Origin of the sequence: Ochrobactrum sp. Q0168, assembly GCF_016427605.1 — a bacterium.
Classification (GTDB): domain Bacteria; phylum Pseudomonadota; class Alphaproteobacteria; order Rhizobiales; family Rhizobiaceae; genus Brucella.
The window spans coordinates 200,750-214,884 of record NZ_JAELXQ010000007.1 but is presented as its reverse complement, the minus strand read 5'-3'; the positions used below and the strand labels follow the sequence as shown (position 1 = coordinate 214,884).

Here is a 14,135-nt window from a genome sequence, read left to right as displayed (position 1 = left end):
TGTCATCCTCCCAGATAAGCGTCGATAACCATCTGGTTTGACCGGATTTCTTCGGGCTTGCCTTCAGCAATGATGCGGCCTTCCGCCAGCACTATAATGCGCGTGCAAAGGCTCATGACGAACTCCATATTGTGCTCGATGACCACAAAAGTCGTTCCATGTTCCGCATTATAAGCAACGAGCCGATCCTTGAGATTAGCAAGCATTGTCAGATTAACGCCACCGGCCGGTTCATCGAGCAGAACAAGACTGGGGCCTGCCATGAACGCCATGGCAGCATCGACCAGCTTTTGCTGGCCGTAGGAAAGCGACCCCGCCAGTTCGTCGCGAAGATGGTTGAGGCGGAAGAACGAAATCATCTGTTCCGCTTCCTCGGTCAGCCCGGCATCACCCGGACCAAAAAGCCGCGAAGCCATGGTGCCTTTATGTTCCTGTCCAGCGAGTATGATGTTTTCAAGAACAGACATCTTCGGAAAGACTGAAAGCTGCTGGAAGGTTCGTCCGACGCCAAGCTTGTTGAGGTCGGATGCACGCATGCCTGAAACGTTCTTGCCGTTGACCTGCACCTCGCCAGCATTGGGCTGGAGCTGGCCAAGGATGCAGTTGAACAGCGTCGACTTGCCGGAACCGTTCGGCCCGATCAGCCCGAGGATCTCACCCTGATTGACGTCGAAGGACACATCACGAACGGCGTGAATGCCGCCGAAACGCTTCTCGATATTGCGTACGGAAAGTACAGGACTGCTCATTTCAGCCGCGCTCCTTCGCTCATGTCACCGCGCACCTGACGCTTCGGCCAGAATTTTTCGCGGAACTTGCCCCACACTCCGATCAGACCCGATGGCACAAAGATCAGCATGACGATCACGAGTACGGAATAAATGATCAGATAGTAGCCTTCCGTGAAGCGAAGCACTTCCGGCAGCAGGATGACAACCGCAGCACCGATGAAAGGGCCGAAGAAGTAGCCTGCACCACCCACAACAACCATAAGCAGAATGCGCAGTGAATGGACGAGACCGAAGGAACCCGGCTCGATAAACTGAACCAGCGGTGTGATCAGCGATCCGGCAAGCCCGCCATAGACGGAGCCGATGGCAAACGCCAGAAGCGTGATGCGACGTGTATCAACGCCAAGGCTTTCAGCCCGGATGGGGTTTTCCCGCAGAGCCTTGAAGGCGCGGCCCCACGGGGAACGCACGATGCCCCACATGATCAGCGCGGCGACAACAGTGATGCCGAGCGTGAAGTAGTAGAATGGCAGCTGCTTGGTGGTGGCGAACAGTCCGAGATGAGGACGCGGCATGCCGACGAGACCGTAATTGCCGCCGGTCAGCCACTCTTCGTTACGCAACACCAGAAAGACCAGAGTGTTGAAGGCAAGCGTCACGAAGGCAAGGAAATGCCCTTTGACGCGCAAAGCCGGATAGCCAAGTACAAGGCCCACGATGAAACACAGGACGAGACCGACCGGCATTGCCAGAAACCAATGCCATCCAGCCAATGTCAGCAGCGCCGTGGTATAGGCGCCAATCGCCATGAAGGACGCCTGCGCCAGCGAAATCTGGCCTGCATAACCGAGCGTTAGGTTAAGACCCATCGCTGCGATCGAGAAGATCAGCCAGGATGTCAAAACGTAGATGATGTAGTTGCCCTGCCCGATCGGTGCGAGCACCGACAAAAGCAACAATACAGCAATTGAAATATTGCGCTTGCTTGCGGTCATCACACGGCCCTCCCTTCGGAAGTGCCCATGATGCCCTGCGGACGGACGAGAATAATCACGATCAACAGGACCAATGGCAAAGCGGCACGATACTGCGCGGTCACATAAGCCGCCGTCAGATTATCGAGAACACCGATCAGCAATCCACCGACGAGCGCACCGCGGATCTGGTTGAAACCACCAACAATGGCCGCAATGAAGGCGATAAGGCCAAGCGTTTCACCGTTGGAAAACTTTGCGAGATAGACAGGGCTGATCAGATAGGACGCCAGAGCGGCCAGCGCTGCATTGATCAGAAATGTATAGAGGATCATGCGCTTGATATTGACGCCAAGAATTTCCGCAACAGCCGGATTTTGCGCTGTTGCCTGCATGCAGCGACCCGTGCGGGTGCGATTGAGGAACAGCGTTAGCAGAACGACGATACCGAGCGATAGCGCCAGATTGAGAATGTCACGCAATGAGAGAACCGCGCCGAAAAACTCGATTGGATCGTTCGGGAACATCGATGGGAATGGCTGCGCTTCAGCGGAATAGAATTCTTTCACGCTTTCTTTGAGCAAGATGCCCAAGACCATCGTCGCGATGATCAGCGTGATACCCCCATGGGGCAGAATGGGTTCAACGATCAGCTTCTTGAACAAAAGCCCAAGCACGATCAGAGCGACCACCAACCCGATAAGCAGAGCGGGCCAGAACGAAATACCAAAGATGGTCATTGCCGCCAGAACGAAGAAGGCCGGCAGCATCACGAATTCACCCTGAGCGAAGTTCACGGTCTGGGCTGCTTGCCAAACCAGTGTGAAACCGATCGCAACAAGTGCGTAAATGGAGCCGGTCGCAAGACCGGATAACAAAACCTGTAGAAACTGGGACATGACTTTACCCGTCTGAGGCGGCAGCCAAGCCGCCGCCTCTGCTGAAAGGATTGATCAGTTTGCCGGAACGGTACCAATGACCGTCGGCACACCGTCCTTCACCTGAACCATGAAGCTTGGGCGGGACATTTCCCCGCGGTCATCCCAGCAGGTGTCAAGAAGCACTTTCGGATAGTCAGCCGCCTTCAGGCAAAGACCATGCATCTTTTCAGCAAATGCTTCACCGTCGAGCTTGCCCACCATGTCGGTGACATATTTGGTGGTCCAGACACCGACATAACCCTTCAAAGCGTCATGGGTCGGCTTGCGCTTGTAGGCTTCTTCGAACTTCTTCGCGAATTCGCCGATGCCCGGCACATCCGTCGCCGCAGCTGTGATGCCAACATGTGCGATAGCGCCATCCGCAGCACCGCCTGCAAGTTCAACCACCTTGGCTTCCGTCAGCGTTACTTCGCCAACGAGAGGCATCTTCAGACCCTGCTTTTTCGCTTCAATCAGGAAACGTGCAGATTCTTCCTGGTTCATATAGACGAAAATCGCTTCAGGATTAGCCTGCTTGAGCTTGGCAACGTCGGCCGCATAATCAGTCTGCGCCTGTTCGGAGGCAACGTCGGCGATAATCTCGATCCCAGCCTTCTTCATTTCCTCAACGAAAACGTCATGGCCGCCTTTGCCGAACTCGTTGTTCAGCCAGGCCACACCGACCTTCTTCGCCTTCAGCGTGTCGGTGAAGTAAGACGTCAGTGCTGGAACGCCCTTCTGAGCGCCGGTTGACGTGCGGAACACGAACGGATTGCCCTTTTCGACAATGCTCGGCGATTCCGAACCGACGAATTGCGGAATGCTGTTCTGCTGTGCAACCAGCATGTTGACCATCGTCGAGCCCGAATAGATCGTGCCAAGGATGGCATATGCGCCATCGTCAATGGCCTTCTGCACGAGCGCGCGCGAGACCTGCGGATCGGTCTGGGTATCATACTCGCCCAGCTCGACCTTCTTGCCCAGAATGCCGCCGCCCGCATTCACTTCATCAATGGCGATCTTGATGCCGTCACGCCAGTTCGTGCCGGACGGTGCGCCCGGACCGGACAGCTCGACAACCATGCCGAGTTTGACCACGTCTTCTGCGTGGGCTGCGCCGAAAGTCGCGAAAACCGCCGTCGAAAGCGCCAGAAGTTTCTTACGATAATGCATTTTAGTTCCTCCCCTTAAGTTCATAGAGATCAAGATATAGAGATAAGCCTACCCTTTTTCGGGTGTAGGTAACGGCGCGCAACCTGCACAGTGCCCGTCGTGACCGGTCACAAAATCCGCCAGGACCTCCGCCTGCGCATCGAACATTCCAGCACCAATCATCGTCTGACAGCCCCGTTTTCTAGCTTCCTCGATAAATGGCGATACGTGCGGTTTGGTGATCACGCAAGCAGCAAACTGCTCTGACCGCAACTTTGTTACGTTTACGGGATATGGATCATTCGATTTCATACCCATCGGCGTAGCATTTGCAATCAGATCGAACCCGAAAGGGTCATCGCTGCCAATGACAACCTTACCCGGATAACGTGCACTGAGCTTGCCGATTACAGAATCACGCTTGTTAGCGTCGACATCGTGAATGGCAAGCCGCGCTGCTCCTCGCTTCAGCATTTCCAGCGCAATGGCTGTTCCAGCACCGCCGCATCCGACGAGAAGGACGCTTTTCCCTTGTACATCGAACCCTTCCCGTTCGATGCCATCGAGAAAGCCGATGCCGTCAGTATTATCGCCGTACCACCCATTTCCAGCGCGCCGAACAACATTGACCGCCTCAATGAAGGCAGCATTGTCCGTCAGTCCGGCACATAGCTCATAGGCCTGCTGCTTGTGCGGTATCGTCACCAGCAAACCGCCGATATTATCCACCACGCTCAATGTGGCGAAAACAACTGGCAGATGGGATGGCGCAACATGCAGCGGAACAACAAGCGCATTCTCGCCGCGCTCGCGGAACAGTTCCGTCATTACTTCCGGCGAACGCACCTGCTCAATCGGATCTCCAACCACAGGAAAAAGGCGCGTCGCTCCATTTGGAAACGGCCCTTTGTCCTGCAAAGATTGAGCATTATCGCCATATGCCATGAATTCACTGATCCTAGCCTGCGCGCTTGTATTCGAGCGCTCCCGGGAACAGATTAGCGAATGGCAGAGATAATATCGCCTACCAAATGAATAGGAATCCATAACATGATGTTAATTCTCTGAGCGTCGACATTACTGGCTGAATGAGCTGACAGCGTTCATTTCCTTGCGCAACACATCGATGAAATGTTCCGCATAGACGGAAAGCGGCAGATCGTTGCGATAGGCAATATAAGTGTGAAAGGCGCTCTCCGCGTCAATTGGAATGCTTTTCAGGCCACGCACCACGCCATGCGCGACCGTAAATTCGTCGATAATCGCTATACCCAATCCGGCTGCGACCAGACTGCACACGGTCGTCCCGAAGCGGGCTTTGATGTTCATGCGATAGTCGAGACCCGCATTGGTAAACATCGCCGCCATGATTGCGCCGTATGGGTCTTTCGGGTTGATGCCGATCAGCGGATGTTCTGACATTTCCCGAGGTGTGATCTTTTCGCGTGATGCCAGCGGGCTTGTCTCAGGCACGATGCAGAGCAACCGCCCCTTTGCCAGCGGTTCAAATTCGATCAGCGGATGATCGAAGCGCGATGAGATTGCAACGATCTCGCCACGTCCTAGGAGAAGATAGTCAACAGCTTCTTCAATCTTGAGAATATTGAGGTCGAGGTGAACATCGCTATAACGCTCGCGCAGCTTTGCGACCGCGCGCGGCACCATTACATTGGCTATACTCGGCACGGATGCAACGCAGAGTTCCTGCGCCTTGCCTTTGCTTAAATCGGCAACAGCCGATTGCAGATCATCGATTTTCCGGTGCACCGTATCCAGAAGATCGAAGATATTGCGGGCTTGTGATGTTGGAACATAACGCCCGCCGCAGCGATCAAAGAGCCGGATGCCGAGGGAATCTTCCGAATATTTCATGAGCCTGCTGATCCCCGGAGCAGAGACATTCAACAGTTTGGCCGCACCGGCAATCGTCCCGGTCACCATGATTGCCCGGATAACTTCGATTTGTCGCAATGTCAGCATTTGTTTCCCGCCTGTTTCGCTCCTCACACAGGCATATTCATCAAATGCATGTCAAATGACTACCTACTCGCCGTCGGAAAAACCTTGCCTTCGAACAGTTTGCGGGCTGTCCGGATCGTGCCTGCGCCTTTGACCGTTCCGTCTGCCGCCAGATCGAGGAAAACCTCCATCGCGCCGCTTGGATGTTCAATCGCATAGCGGCCATCTTGCGGTGCATTCACCAGCTTAGCTGCGGGACTGGAGGGCAAGCGTGTTGCTGTCGCGACCGTCACCGCCGCCAGAACACCGACGGAAGCATGAACACGATGCGGAATGAAGCTGCGCGTCGATATGGCACCTCCGGCAGTGGGCGCAGAAACGAGCGTCATTTTCGGTACGGACGCCTCGCGCACATCGCCGAGATTCATCAATAGGCCTGCCTTTAGTCGGATTACTTCAAGCTTTGCTTTAAGATCATTATTCGCTTCCAGCTCTTCGCGGGTCTCCGTACCTGCCAGGCCGAAATCGGCAGCGCACATGATGACGCAAGGCATTCCATTGTCGATAAGGGTTACTTCGACACCGTCTATGACGTCCATTTCGTTGCCGGTCGGCAACAACGCTCCGCACATGGAGCCGGCGACATTCATGAACAGAAGAGGTACGGCGGCATGAGTGCCCGGAACGCCAGCGATTGCTGTATCACCGGCATAATTGACGCGACGGCTGGGAGTGGAAATCTGGGCAAGCGCGATCTCACCCGAATTGACCATGTGAATGCGTACCGGCGTCACATCGTCCTTCGCAGCCACCAATCCCATTTCAATGGCTGCCGGTCCAACACCTGCCAGAATATTCCCGCAACCCTGCGCATCACTGACAAGTGGCTGATCCACAAGGACCTGCAAAAAGAGATAATCCACATCCGCATCATCGCGGCTGGAAGGCGACAGGATGGCCACTTTCGAGGTCAGTGGATCGGCACCGCCGATACCGTCAATCTGGCGAACATCCGGCGAGCCCATGACGCCCAGCAGTAGTGCATCACGCTGTTGCCTATCAGATGGCAGGTTCTCGGCCAGAAAATAGGCGCCCTTGGATGTCCCTCCCCGCATCCAGAAGCACGGAATGCCGTCCTCATACATATTTGAGGCCCTTTTCCGCCAGACGTTCGCGCATTTTGTAGATGTCGAGACCCAGCTCACCCGCCGCCAGCCGCGCGCGTTTAGCTTCCTCATTGGCAAGGCGCGTTTGTGCTGCACTCAACACGTCTTCAGCCTCAGTGCGCTTCACGACACAGACACCGTCATCGTCGGCCACGATAATATCGCCCGCCTCGACATAGCCTCCGGCACAGACGATAGGAACATTGATCGATCCCAGTGTTTCCTTCACCGTTCCCTGCGCAAAGACAGCCTTTGACCAAACTGGAAAGCCCATAGACGTCAGATCGCGCACATCGCGCACACCCGCATCGATGATCAACCCGCGGCACCCCCGCGCCTGTGCCGAAGTGGCAAGCAGATCGCCGAAATAGCCATCCTCGCAGGGGCTTGTTGGCGCCAGAACCAGAATATCGCCTTGCTGCAACTGTTCGATTGCCACATGGATCATCCAGTTGTCGCCCGGAGCCGCCGAAATCGTTACAGCCGATCCGGCAACCTGCGCGCCGGAATAGATCGGGCGCATATAGCTTGCCAGCAGACCTTTGCGTCCCTGCGCTTCGTGGACGGTTGCCACACCTGCCGCCGCCAGCCCATCAATGACTTCCGGTTTGGCGCGCGCGATATTCTGAACGACGACTGGCATTCAATGCTCCTTGTTACTTCCGGCGACCGGGGGCGTTCCGTAAGTATGGAACGTCTCAATTGTCTTCAGACCCCAGGCCTGTCCCTTTTTGCGCTCCGACTCCGTCCAGACGATCGGCTCCCAGTCCGGCGCGAGGATCAGACGTGCGCCTGAATTGGCCAGTTCCACACGATTGCCCGCCGGTTCCCAGACATAGAGAAAGAACGTGCCCTGCACGGCGTGCTTGTGCGGACCGGTCTCGATATGAACGCCATTTTGAAGGAAGATGTCGGCTGCACGCAGAATGTCTTCTCGCTGATCCGTGGCATAGGTGAGATGATGTAAACGCGCATGACCGCCGCCATGCTCTTCCGTGCAGGCAAGATCGTAGGTCTTGTTGTTGATGGTGAACCACGCACCACCGATGCGACCATTATCGAGCTGGATCATCTCCGTGACACGCGACCCAAGACAAGTTTCCATAAACCTGCGGAACTCCGTCACGTCGCTGCACAGGAGATTGAGATGATCGATCCGTCGCGGTGCTGCGCCGGTATAGGCGCTTGCGGTGTTCTTGAGAACCGGCGCATCCGCGCCTTGTCCCGTATAGCGCACGGTATCCCAATAGATCTCAAAGACATGGCCGAACGGATCCTCAAACCGGAACGCTCGGCCATGCCCTCGATCACCCCCCACCCAACCGATGATCTTGTATCCGCTTTCGCTGATGGCTTTCACACGGCGCTCCAATGCCTCCGGCGACGCTACGCGATAAGCGATATGTCCGACGCCAGTGGTGTGATGCCGGGTCAGTTTGAGCGAATGGAATTCATAATCGTCCCAGGCCCGCAAATAGGCGGACTGCTCATCCATGCCAGACAGTTTCAGCCCGTAGATGCGCGTGAAAAAATCGAGGCTTTCCTCGAATTTGTCGGTATACACCTCGACATGCGCGAGGTGGGCAATATCGAAACTCCGCTCCATGGCGTCCTCCCTGTCATACGCCATGCTGTTTAAAGCTCATCCACGGTACGTGGAAATACTGATTGGAAGCCTTCGGCATATTTTGCCTTGCGGCCACCGGACTGCCCGCCCGAATTGCGCATGAAATGGTTCGCGCGATTTTCGGCGACATTCTTGTAATAGGCCCACAAATGTTCCTGCCCTTCCATGCACTGGATGGCGGCCCATTTCTTGTCCCAAACCGATGTGATGTCCAAAAACGTGTCAGGCTTCCAGCCCATCTGTTCGGTCTGGTGTGGCTCGAACAGATAAAGCTGCGGCGCGCCAAGCACTTTCTCACCCGGCTTATGCCCCCAGGCCTGTGCGATCATGCGTGTTTCAAGCGCAATCTCGGTCGCATACATATGGTCGGTGTTGTAGGGGTCATATTGCGAATGGCTGAGCATGAAAGCCGGCTGCACATCGCGGATTACATCGACGAGCTTGAACTTGTCCTCATCGTTCAGACGCAGCGGATAGTCGCCAAGATCGAACGAAACGAGGTCATGCACGCCTAAAGCCTTTGCCGCCTTTTCCGATTCCGTACGGCGCGCCGCCTTGACGCGCTCCAGCGTCATACCTGCATCTTTCCAGAGCTTGGCTGATTCTCCACGCTCACCAAAGGAAAGGCAGACGACGGTTACGTTATATCCAAGCTCGGCGTGCTGCGCGATTGCCCCGCCACAGCGCCAGACAAAATCGGCCGCATGCGCACTGATAACGAGCGCCGTCTTTTTCTCGGTCATGAAACTCTCCTCTAAACTGAGGAAACTTCACAACAGACCGCGTCACATTCCAATTTGGTTATGGGCGCAACATGATAAGTTTTTGCTATAGATAAATCCAACCCATAGATGTGTGCTATTCCAACTATAGCATTTTCTTATGTCGTCACGCCCATTTCTAAATGGGTTTGACGCGCACTTTCCATAATCCTGACAGCCAATCAGGACGCATTGGAAGCGCCGCGAGTGCATGGCTGCTTCCGATCATCCGATAGAGAGGCGCGCCTTTCGGCGCGATCCGACTGGGAGGAAGAATGCTTACCCTTTTGTTCGACGGGGTAGCTTACGGAATGCTGCTATTCGTATTGTCATGCGGATTGGCGGTAACGCTGGGATTGATGAATTTCATCAATCTCGCGCATGGCGCTTTCGCCATGGCCGGAGGCTATGTCACCGTCATTCTCACGAACCGTATTGGCGTGCCTTTTTTGGCGACGCTGCCCATCGCGTTCATCGTGACGGCCATAGCCGGGGTCATCTTGGAAAAGACGCTCTATATCCGTCTTTATGAAAAATCGCATCTCGATCAGGTGCTGTTTTCCATCGGCATTGTTTTCATCGCCGTGGCCGGAATCGACTATCTGATGGGATCACAACAGCAGATCCTCAATCTCCCTGAGTTCCTGCGCGGACGGGTAGAAATTGCTGGCGTGGGCATCGGCATCTATCGCGCATTTCTTATTGTCGTGTGCGGCGCTCTTGCTATAGCGCTCCAATTGGCATTAGCGAGGACCCGTTTCGGCAGCCAATTGCGCGCCTCGGTCGATGATCGTCGTGTCGCGCGAGGACTTGGCATTCGCGTCAACACCGTTTTCGCCGTGACCTTTGCTGTCGGCTCTGGTCTGGCTGGACTAGGCGGAGCACTGGGTGCTGAAATCCTCGGCCTCGACCCGACTTTTCCTTTGAAATTCATGGTCTATTTCCTGATCGTCGTTTCCATCGGCGGCACCTCCAGCATGACCGGGCCACTTGTCGCGTCGATCTTGCTCGGCATTGCCGATGTGATGGGCAAATATTACGTTCCCGCACTCGGCGGTTTCATCATCTATATCGTTCTGGTTGCGGTGCTTGTTTTCCGTCCGCAGGGCCTCTTTGCGAGGGCAAGCTGATGGATAATGCCCTGACACAGACAGTTTCCGCCTCGGATGTCGCGCAGAGCCTCAAGCGGAGAACCCGCTGGGGATTACTAGAAGTCGTTTTCTGGGTTGCAGCGGTCGCCGCCTGGTTCCTCTTTCCCGACCAGCATCTCATCTTGATCGAGGTCGTCGGCTTTGCCATTTTGGCGCTTTCTATCGACCTCATCCTCGGTTATGGCGGCGTGGTAACCCTTGGACAGGCTGCAATGTACGGCGTCGGCGCTTATGCCAGCGGCCTGTTCTCGATCTATGTCTCCGGCGAACCGCTGACGGGTCTCGCTGTCGGCGCGGTCTCCGGTGCACTTCTGGCCTTCGCCACCAGTTTTCTCTTGCTGCGCGGCGGCGACCTCACCCGCCTCATGGTGACGCTCGGCGTTGCCGCCGTGTGTCATGAAATCGCCAATCAGGCGAGCTGGCTGACAGGAGGCGCAGATGGGCTTCAAGGCATTACCATCGAGCCGATCTTCGGCGTCTTCGAGTTGGATCTGTTTGGCCATACCGGCTACGCCTACAGTCTGGCCGTATTATTCGTGTTGTTCGTCCTGGCCCGCCTTATCGTCTTCTCGCCTTTCGGCTATTCGCTGCAAGCAACCCGCGAAAACCCACTACGCGCTTCGGCAGTTGGCGTTCCCGTGCGCTCCCGACTGGTGAGCATCTACACCATTGCCGGTGCCTATGCCGGCATAGCGGGTGCACTTTTCACCCAGACACAGCAGTTCATTTCGCTCGATGTTCTGTCGTTCCAGAAATCGGCAGACGGCCTGATGGTGCTTGTCATCGGCGGCACCGGCTATCTCTATGGCGGCCTGATTGGCGCACTCGTCTACGAATTGATCCAGGACGCCTTGTCATCCGTGACACCGCAATATTGGCAGTTCTGGCTCGGCGTCCTTCTCGTCTCCTTCGTTCTGTTTGGACGCGACCGTCCTCGTCAATTCATCCGCGCGCTTTCGGCACGGCTGTCGCGGCGCACTCAGAAATCCCGCGAGGCCACACAATGACCGTCGCCGCACTGGAAACTATTCATCTCAGCAAATTCTTTGGCGGACTGAAAGCCACTAATGATGTGACTTTCCGCCTGGAACGCGGCGCACGCCATGCCCTGATCGGGCCAAACGGAGCCGGAAAAACCACACTGATCAATCTGTTGACCGGCGTGATTACCCCGTCACAAGGCGAAATTCGTCTGAATGGGGCCGGAGTCTCGACCATTTCGCGTGAGAAGCGTGTGAAACGCGGACTGGTGCGCACATTTCAGATCAACCAGCTCTTCGCCGAGCTTAGCGTCGTTGAAAGTCTGGCGCTCGTCATCAATGAGCGTCGCGGATATGGCACCCAATGGTATCGCCGCACTGGTGCCTTGCCCGGGATCGACGACGAAATTGCGCGGCTGGTCGAGGACTTCGGGCTGGAAAGCGTCATGGATTCCACCTGCTCGTCCCTGCCCTATGGCAAACAACGCCTGCTGGAAATTGCCCTTGCCATCGCTTGCGAACCGAAAGTTCTGCTGCTTGATGAACCCGCGGCAGGTGTGCCGCAGGCCGACCGGCAGGAAGTGCTCAAGCGTCTGGCGAAACTTCCGGCCGATGTTTCGGTTCTACTGATCGAACACGATATGGACCTCGTCTTCAGCTTTGCCGACCGCATTTCAGTTCTGGTTTCCGGTGCCTTGTTTGCGGAAGGAAATGTTGAAGAGATCGCCTCTGATCCACGCGTCAAGGAAGTCTATCTTGGAGGTGGTCAGCATGGCTGATCTTCTACAACTGGAAGGACTTTGTGCCGGTTATGGCAAGGCAACCGTGCTGCATGGCGTGAGCTTCAGCCTTCAGCCAGGCGAAGCGCTGGCGCTACTCGGACGCAACGGTGTTGGCAAGACGACGACGCTCAACACCATTGTCGGGCTGACCCGCTTTCACAGCGGGCGCATTTTACTGGATGGCGAAGACATAGTGCGCATGGCACCGGAACGGCGCGTTGCGGCGGGAATCGGGTGGGTTCCGCAGGAGCGCGGCATTTTCCGCTCACTAACAGTCGAGGAAAACATCACGGCCATTGCGCGGCCCGGTCGCTGGACACTCGACGCGGTCTATACGCTTTTTCCGCGATTACAGGAACGGCGCGCCAATATGGGTAATCAGCTGTCGGGCGGCGAACAACAAATGCTGTCTATCGCGCGTGCGCTGGTGATCAATCCCAAAGTCCTGCTGCTCGACGAGCCGACCGAAGGTCTGGCGCCGATCATCGTGGAAGAACTGCTGGCCGCCATACGCCGGATCGTTCGCGAGGAAGGCCTTTCGGCCATCATCGTGGAACAGCACGCACAACAAATACTCAACATCACAGACGAAGCCATCGTTCTCGACCGCGGGGCTGTGGCCTATGCGGGCCGAAGTGACGAGCTGGCCCGTGATGAAGACACACTGGGGCAGCTTCTGGGCGTCGGCCTTTCGTAGGACCAGCCGATAACTTGAACACATCGCCGGAGCCGTGGGTATCCGGTAAAATTTGGAGGAGGAAAACAATGGGATTAAAGAAACTTGCACTTGGAGCGCTGACAGCAGCAGCAATCGGTTTGCCTGCACTGGCACAGGCTGAAGACACCGTTAAAGTCGGCGTCGTCATTCCGCTGACCGGCGGCTTTCAATCGAACGGACGGCAGATCAATGCCGCACTCAAAACCTATCTCGCCACGCATGGTGATAAGGCGGGCGGCAAGAAGGTGGAATTCATCATCAAGGATGATGCCAGCACCCCCGACAACGCCTTGCGGCTGTCGCAGGAACTGGTGACCAAAGACAAGGTCTCCATTCTGACTGGCTTCGGCAACACACCGACGGCCTTATCGGTGGCGCAACTTTCGAAGCGTGCCAAGGTGCCACAAATCATCATGGTGGCGGCCACTTCTTCAATCCCCGGTGCATCGCCTTACATTCTCCGGACGTCCTGGACCATTCCGCAGATGGCAGCGGTTATCGGCAAATGGGCGCCAGAAAACGGTACCAAGAAATTCGTCAGCATCGTGTCGGACTATGGCCCAGGCGCGGATGCCGAAAAATGGTTTGAAAAGACGTTGCAGGACAATGGCGGCACGCTGTTGTCCAAGCTCAAAGTGCCGCTTGCCAATCCGGACTTCGCTCCGTTTCTGCAACGCGCCGCAGACGAAAAGCCTGAAGCGATCTTCGTCTTCGTGCCGACCGGCGCGGGTGCGGCTTTCATGAAGCAGTTTGTGGAGCGCGGACTCGACAAGTCGGGTATCAAGGTCATCGCCATGGCCGACGTCACCGACGATGACCTCATCAATGATATGGGTGATCCGGCTATCGGCGTTATCACCGGAGGTCCCTACTCTGCGAGCCATGCATCGCCTGAAAACAAGGCCTTCGTGGAAGCCTTCAAAAAGGAAAACGGCGGCATGCGTCCCAACATGGTGGCAGTGTCCGCCTGGGACGCGCTGGAGCTGATTTACAAGACGCTGGAAAAGACCGGCGGTGATGCAACCGGCGATACATTTGTCGATGCTGCCAAAGGCATGCAAATCAACAGCCCACGTGGTCCGATTTCCATCGATCCGGCAACGCGGGATATCGTCCAGAACATCTATATGCGCAAGGTCGAGAAAGTCGACGGAGAACTCTATAACACCGAGTTTCAGACCTACGATCAGGTCAAGGATCCTGCAAAGTAAAAG

At 55.9% G+C, this 14,135-nt stretch carries 15 protein-coding genes; 5 read left to right on the top strand and 10 right to left on the bottom strand.

Translation table 11 applies throughout. The annotated features are described in order from the left end of the window. Positions 1–2: 2 nt before the first annotated feature. From JAU75_RS14705 to JAU75_RS14660, 10 genes are all read right to left on the bottom strand, one after another. Positions 3–749 (bottom strand): ABC transporter ATP-binding protein, encoded by a 747-nt coding sequence (locus JAU75_RS14705; RefSeq protein WP_113534267.1) that lies wholly within the window; start codon positions 747–749, stop codon positions 3–5. Beyond that, positions 746–1,726 carry a branched-chain amino acid ABC transporter permease gene (locus JAU75_RS14700; RefSeq protein WP_199057246.1) on the bottom strand — a complete coding sequence of 327 codons (981 nt, stop codon included), beginning with the start codon at positions 1,724–1,726 and terminating at the stop codon, positions 746–748. The genes JAU75_RS14705 and JAU75_RS14700 overlap by 4 nt, the downstream gene beginning before the upstream one ends. Continuing rightward, entirely contained in the window at positions 1,726–2,604 is an 879-nt protein-coding gene (locus tag JAU75_RS14695; RefSeq protein ID WP_199057245.1) for a branched-chain amino acid ABC transporter permease, read from the bottom strand. Before JAU75_RS14695 ends, JAU75_RS14700 begins: the two co-directional genes overlap by 1 nt. Before the next feature lie 54 nt (positions 2,605–2,658). Next, positions 2,659–3,798, bottom strand: coding sequence for an ABC transporter substrate-binding protein (locus JAU75_RS14690; RefSeq protein WP_199057244.1), 1,140 nt, complete (start codon positions 3,796–3,798; stop codon positions 2,659–2,661). A gap of 48 nt (positions 3,799–3,846) precedes the next feature. Further along, positions 3,847–4,722: a shikimate dehydrogenase gene (locus tag JAU75_RS14685; protein ID WP_199057243.1), complete on the bottom strand. Its 876-nt coding sequence runs from the start codon at positions 4,720–4,722 to the stop codon at positions 3,847–3,849. A 132-nt stretch (positions 4,723–4,854) separates the two neighbouring features. Continuing rightward, the gene (locus tag JAU75_RS14680; protein ID WP_199057242.1) at positions 4,855–5,757 is read right to left on the bottom strand and encodes a LysR family transcriptional regulator; all 903 of its coding nucleotides are present in this window, start codon (positions 5,755–5,757) and stop codon (positions 4,855–4,857) included. A gap of 59 nt (positions 5,758–5,816) precedes the next feature. After that, complete coding sequence (locus tag JAU75_RS14675; protein ID WP_199057241.1) at positions 5,817–6,881, bottom strand: 4-oxalomesaconate tautomerase; 1,065 nt, start codon at positions 6,879–6,881, stop codon at positions 5,817–5,819. Further along, positions 6,874–7,545: a 4-carboxy-4-hydroxy-2-oxoadipate aldolase/oxaloacetate decarboxylase gene (locus JAU75_RS14670; protein WP_199057240.1), complete on the bottom strand. Its 672-nt coding sequence runs from the start codon at positions 7,543–7,545 to the stop codon at positions 6,874–6,876. The genes JAU75_RS14675 and JAU75_RS14670 overlap by 8 nt, the downstream gene beginning before the upstream one ends. Then, entirely contained in the window at positions 7,546–8,508 is a 963-nt protein-coding gene (locus JAU75_RS14665) for a VOC family protein (RefSeq protein ID WP_199057239.1), read from the bottom strand. A 29-nt stretch (positions 8,509–8,537) separates the two neighbouring features. Next, entirely contained in the window at positions 8,538–9,272 is a 735-nt protein-coding gene (locus JAU75_RS14660; RefSeq protein WP_199057238.1) for a PIG-L deacetylase family protein, read from the bottom strand. 293 nt (positions 9,273–9,565) lie between these two features. On the opposite strand from JAU75_RS14660, the gene JAU75_RS14655 reads away from it, so the two are divergent. The 5 genes from JAU75_RS14655 to JAU75_RS14635 all read left to right on the top strand — a co-directional run bounded on the left by JAU75_RS14655 (position 9,566) and on the right by JAU75_RS14635 (position 14,132). Continuing rightward, on the top strand, positions 9,566–10,420 hold the full coding sequence (locus JAU75_RS14655) for a branched-chain amino acid ABC transporter permease (protein WP_199057237.1): 855 nt from the start codon (positions 9,566–9,568) through the stop codon (positions 10,418–10,420). Beyond that, the gene (locus JAU75_RS14650) at positions 10,420–11,448 is read left to right on the top strand and encodes a branched-chain amino acid ABC transporter permease (RefSeq protein ID WP_199057236.1); all 1,029 of its coding nucleotides are present in this window, start codon (positions 10,420–10,422) and stop codon (positions 11,446–11,448) included. Before JAU75_RS14655 ends, JAU75_RS14650 begins: the two co-directional genes overlap by 1 nt. After that, positions 11,445–12,200 carry an ABC transporter ATP-binding protein gene (locus JAU75_RS14645; protein WP_199057235.1) on the top strand — a complete coding sequence of 252 codons (756 nt, stop codon included), beginning with the start codon at positions 11,445–11,447 and terminating at the stop codon, positions 12,198–12,200. The genes JAU75_RS14650 and JAU75_RS14645 overlap by 4 nt, the downstream gene beginning before the upstream one ends. Beyond that, entirely contained in the window at positions 12,193–12,900 is a 708-nt protein-coding gene (locus JAU75_RS14640) for an ABC transporter ATP-binding protein (RefSeq protein ID WP_199057234.1), read from the top strand. Before JAU75_RS14645 ends, JAU75_RS14640 begins: the two co-directional genes overlap by 8 nt. A gap of 68 nt (positions 12,901–12,968) precedes the next feature. Then, positions 12,969–14,132 (top strand): ABC transporter substrate-binding protein, encoded by a 1,164-nt coding sequence (locus JAU75_RS14635; RefSeq protein ID WP_199057233.1) that lies wholly within the window; start codon positions 12,969–12,971, stop codon positions 14,130–14,132. The last annotated feature ends 3 nt before the right edge of the window (positions 14,133–14,135 follow it).

What these genes read in the sequence shown, in the direction of transcription:
- JAU75_RS14650 (WP_199057236.1), top strand. Translation starts at nt 10,420, where the DNA reads ATGGATAATGCCCTGACACAGACAGTTTCCGCCTCGGATGTCGCGCAG.
- JAU75_RS14700 (WP_199057246.1), bottom strand. Translation starts at nt 1,726, where the DNA reads ATGACCGCAAGCAAGCGCAATATTTCAATTGCTGTATTGTTGCTTTTG.
- JAU75_RS14690 (WP_199057244.1), bottom strand. Translation starts at nt 3,798, where the DNA reads ATGCATTATCGTAAGAAACTTCTGGCGCTTTCGACGGCGGTTTTCGCG.
- JAU75_RS14680 (WP_199057242.1), bottom strand. Translation starts at nt 5,757, where the DNA reads ATGCTGACATTGCGACAAATCGAAGTTATCCGGGCAATCATGGTGACC.
- JAU75_RS14670 (WP_199057240.1), bottom strand. Translation starts at nt 7,545, where the DNA reads ATGCCAGTCGTCGTTCAGAATATCGCGCGCGCCAAACCGGAAGTCATT.
- JAU75_RS14685 (WP_199057243.1), bottom strand. Translation starts at nt 4,722, where the DNA reads ATGGCATATGGCGATAATGCTCAATCTTTGCAGGACAAAGGGCCGTTT.
- JAU75_RS14660 (WP_199057238.1), bottom strand. Translation starts at nt 9,272, where the DNA reads ATGACCGAGAAAAAGACGGCGCTCGTTATCAGTGCGCATGCGGCCGAT.
- JAU75_RS14655 (WP_199057237.1), top strand. Translation starts at nt 9,566, where the DNA reads ATGCTTACCCTTTTGTTCGACGGGGTAGCTTACGGAATGCTGCTATTC.
- JAU75_RS14665 (WP_199057239.1), bottom strand. Translation starts at nt 8,508, where the DNA reads ATGGAGCGGAGTTTCGATATTGCCCACCTCGCGCATGTCGAGGTGTAT.
- JAU75_RS14705 (WP_113534267.1), bottom strand. Translation starts at nt 749, where the DNA reads ATGAGCAGTCCTGTACTTTCCGTACGCAATATCGAGAAGCGTTTCGGC.
- JAU75_RS14695 (WP_199057245.1), bottom strand. Translation starts at nt 2,604, where the DNA reads ATGTCCCAGTTTCTACAGGTTTTGTTATCCGGTCTTGCGACCGGCTCC.
- JAU75_RS14675 (WP_199057241.1), bottom strand. Translation starts at nt 6,881, where the DNA reads ATGTATGAGGACGGCATTCCGTGCTTCTGGATGCGGGGAGGGACATCC.
- JAU75_RS14635 (WP_199057233.1), top strand. Translation starts at nt 12,969, where the DNA reads ATGGGATTAAAGAAACTTGCACTTGGAGCGCTGACAGCAGCAGCAATC.
- JAU75_RS14640 (WP_199057234.1), top strand. Translation starts at nt 12,193, where the DNA reads ATGGCTGATCTTCTACAACTGGAAGGACTTTGTGCCGGTTATGGCAAG.
- JAU75_RS14645 (WP_199057235.1), top strand. Translation starts at nt 11,445, where the DNA reads ATGACCGTCGCCGCACTGGAAACTATTCATCTCAGCAAATTCTTTGGC.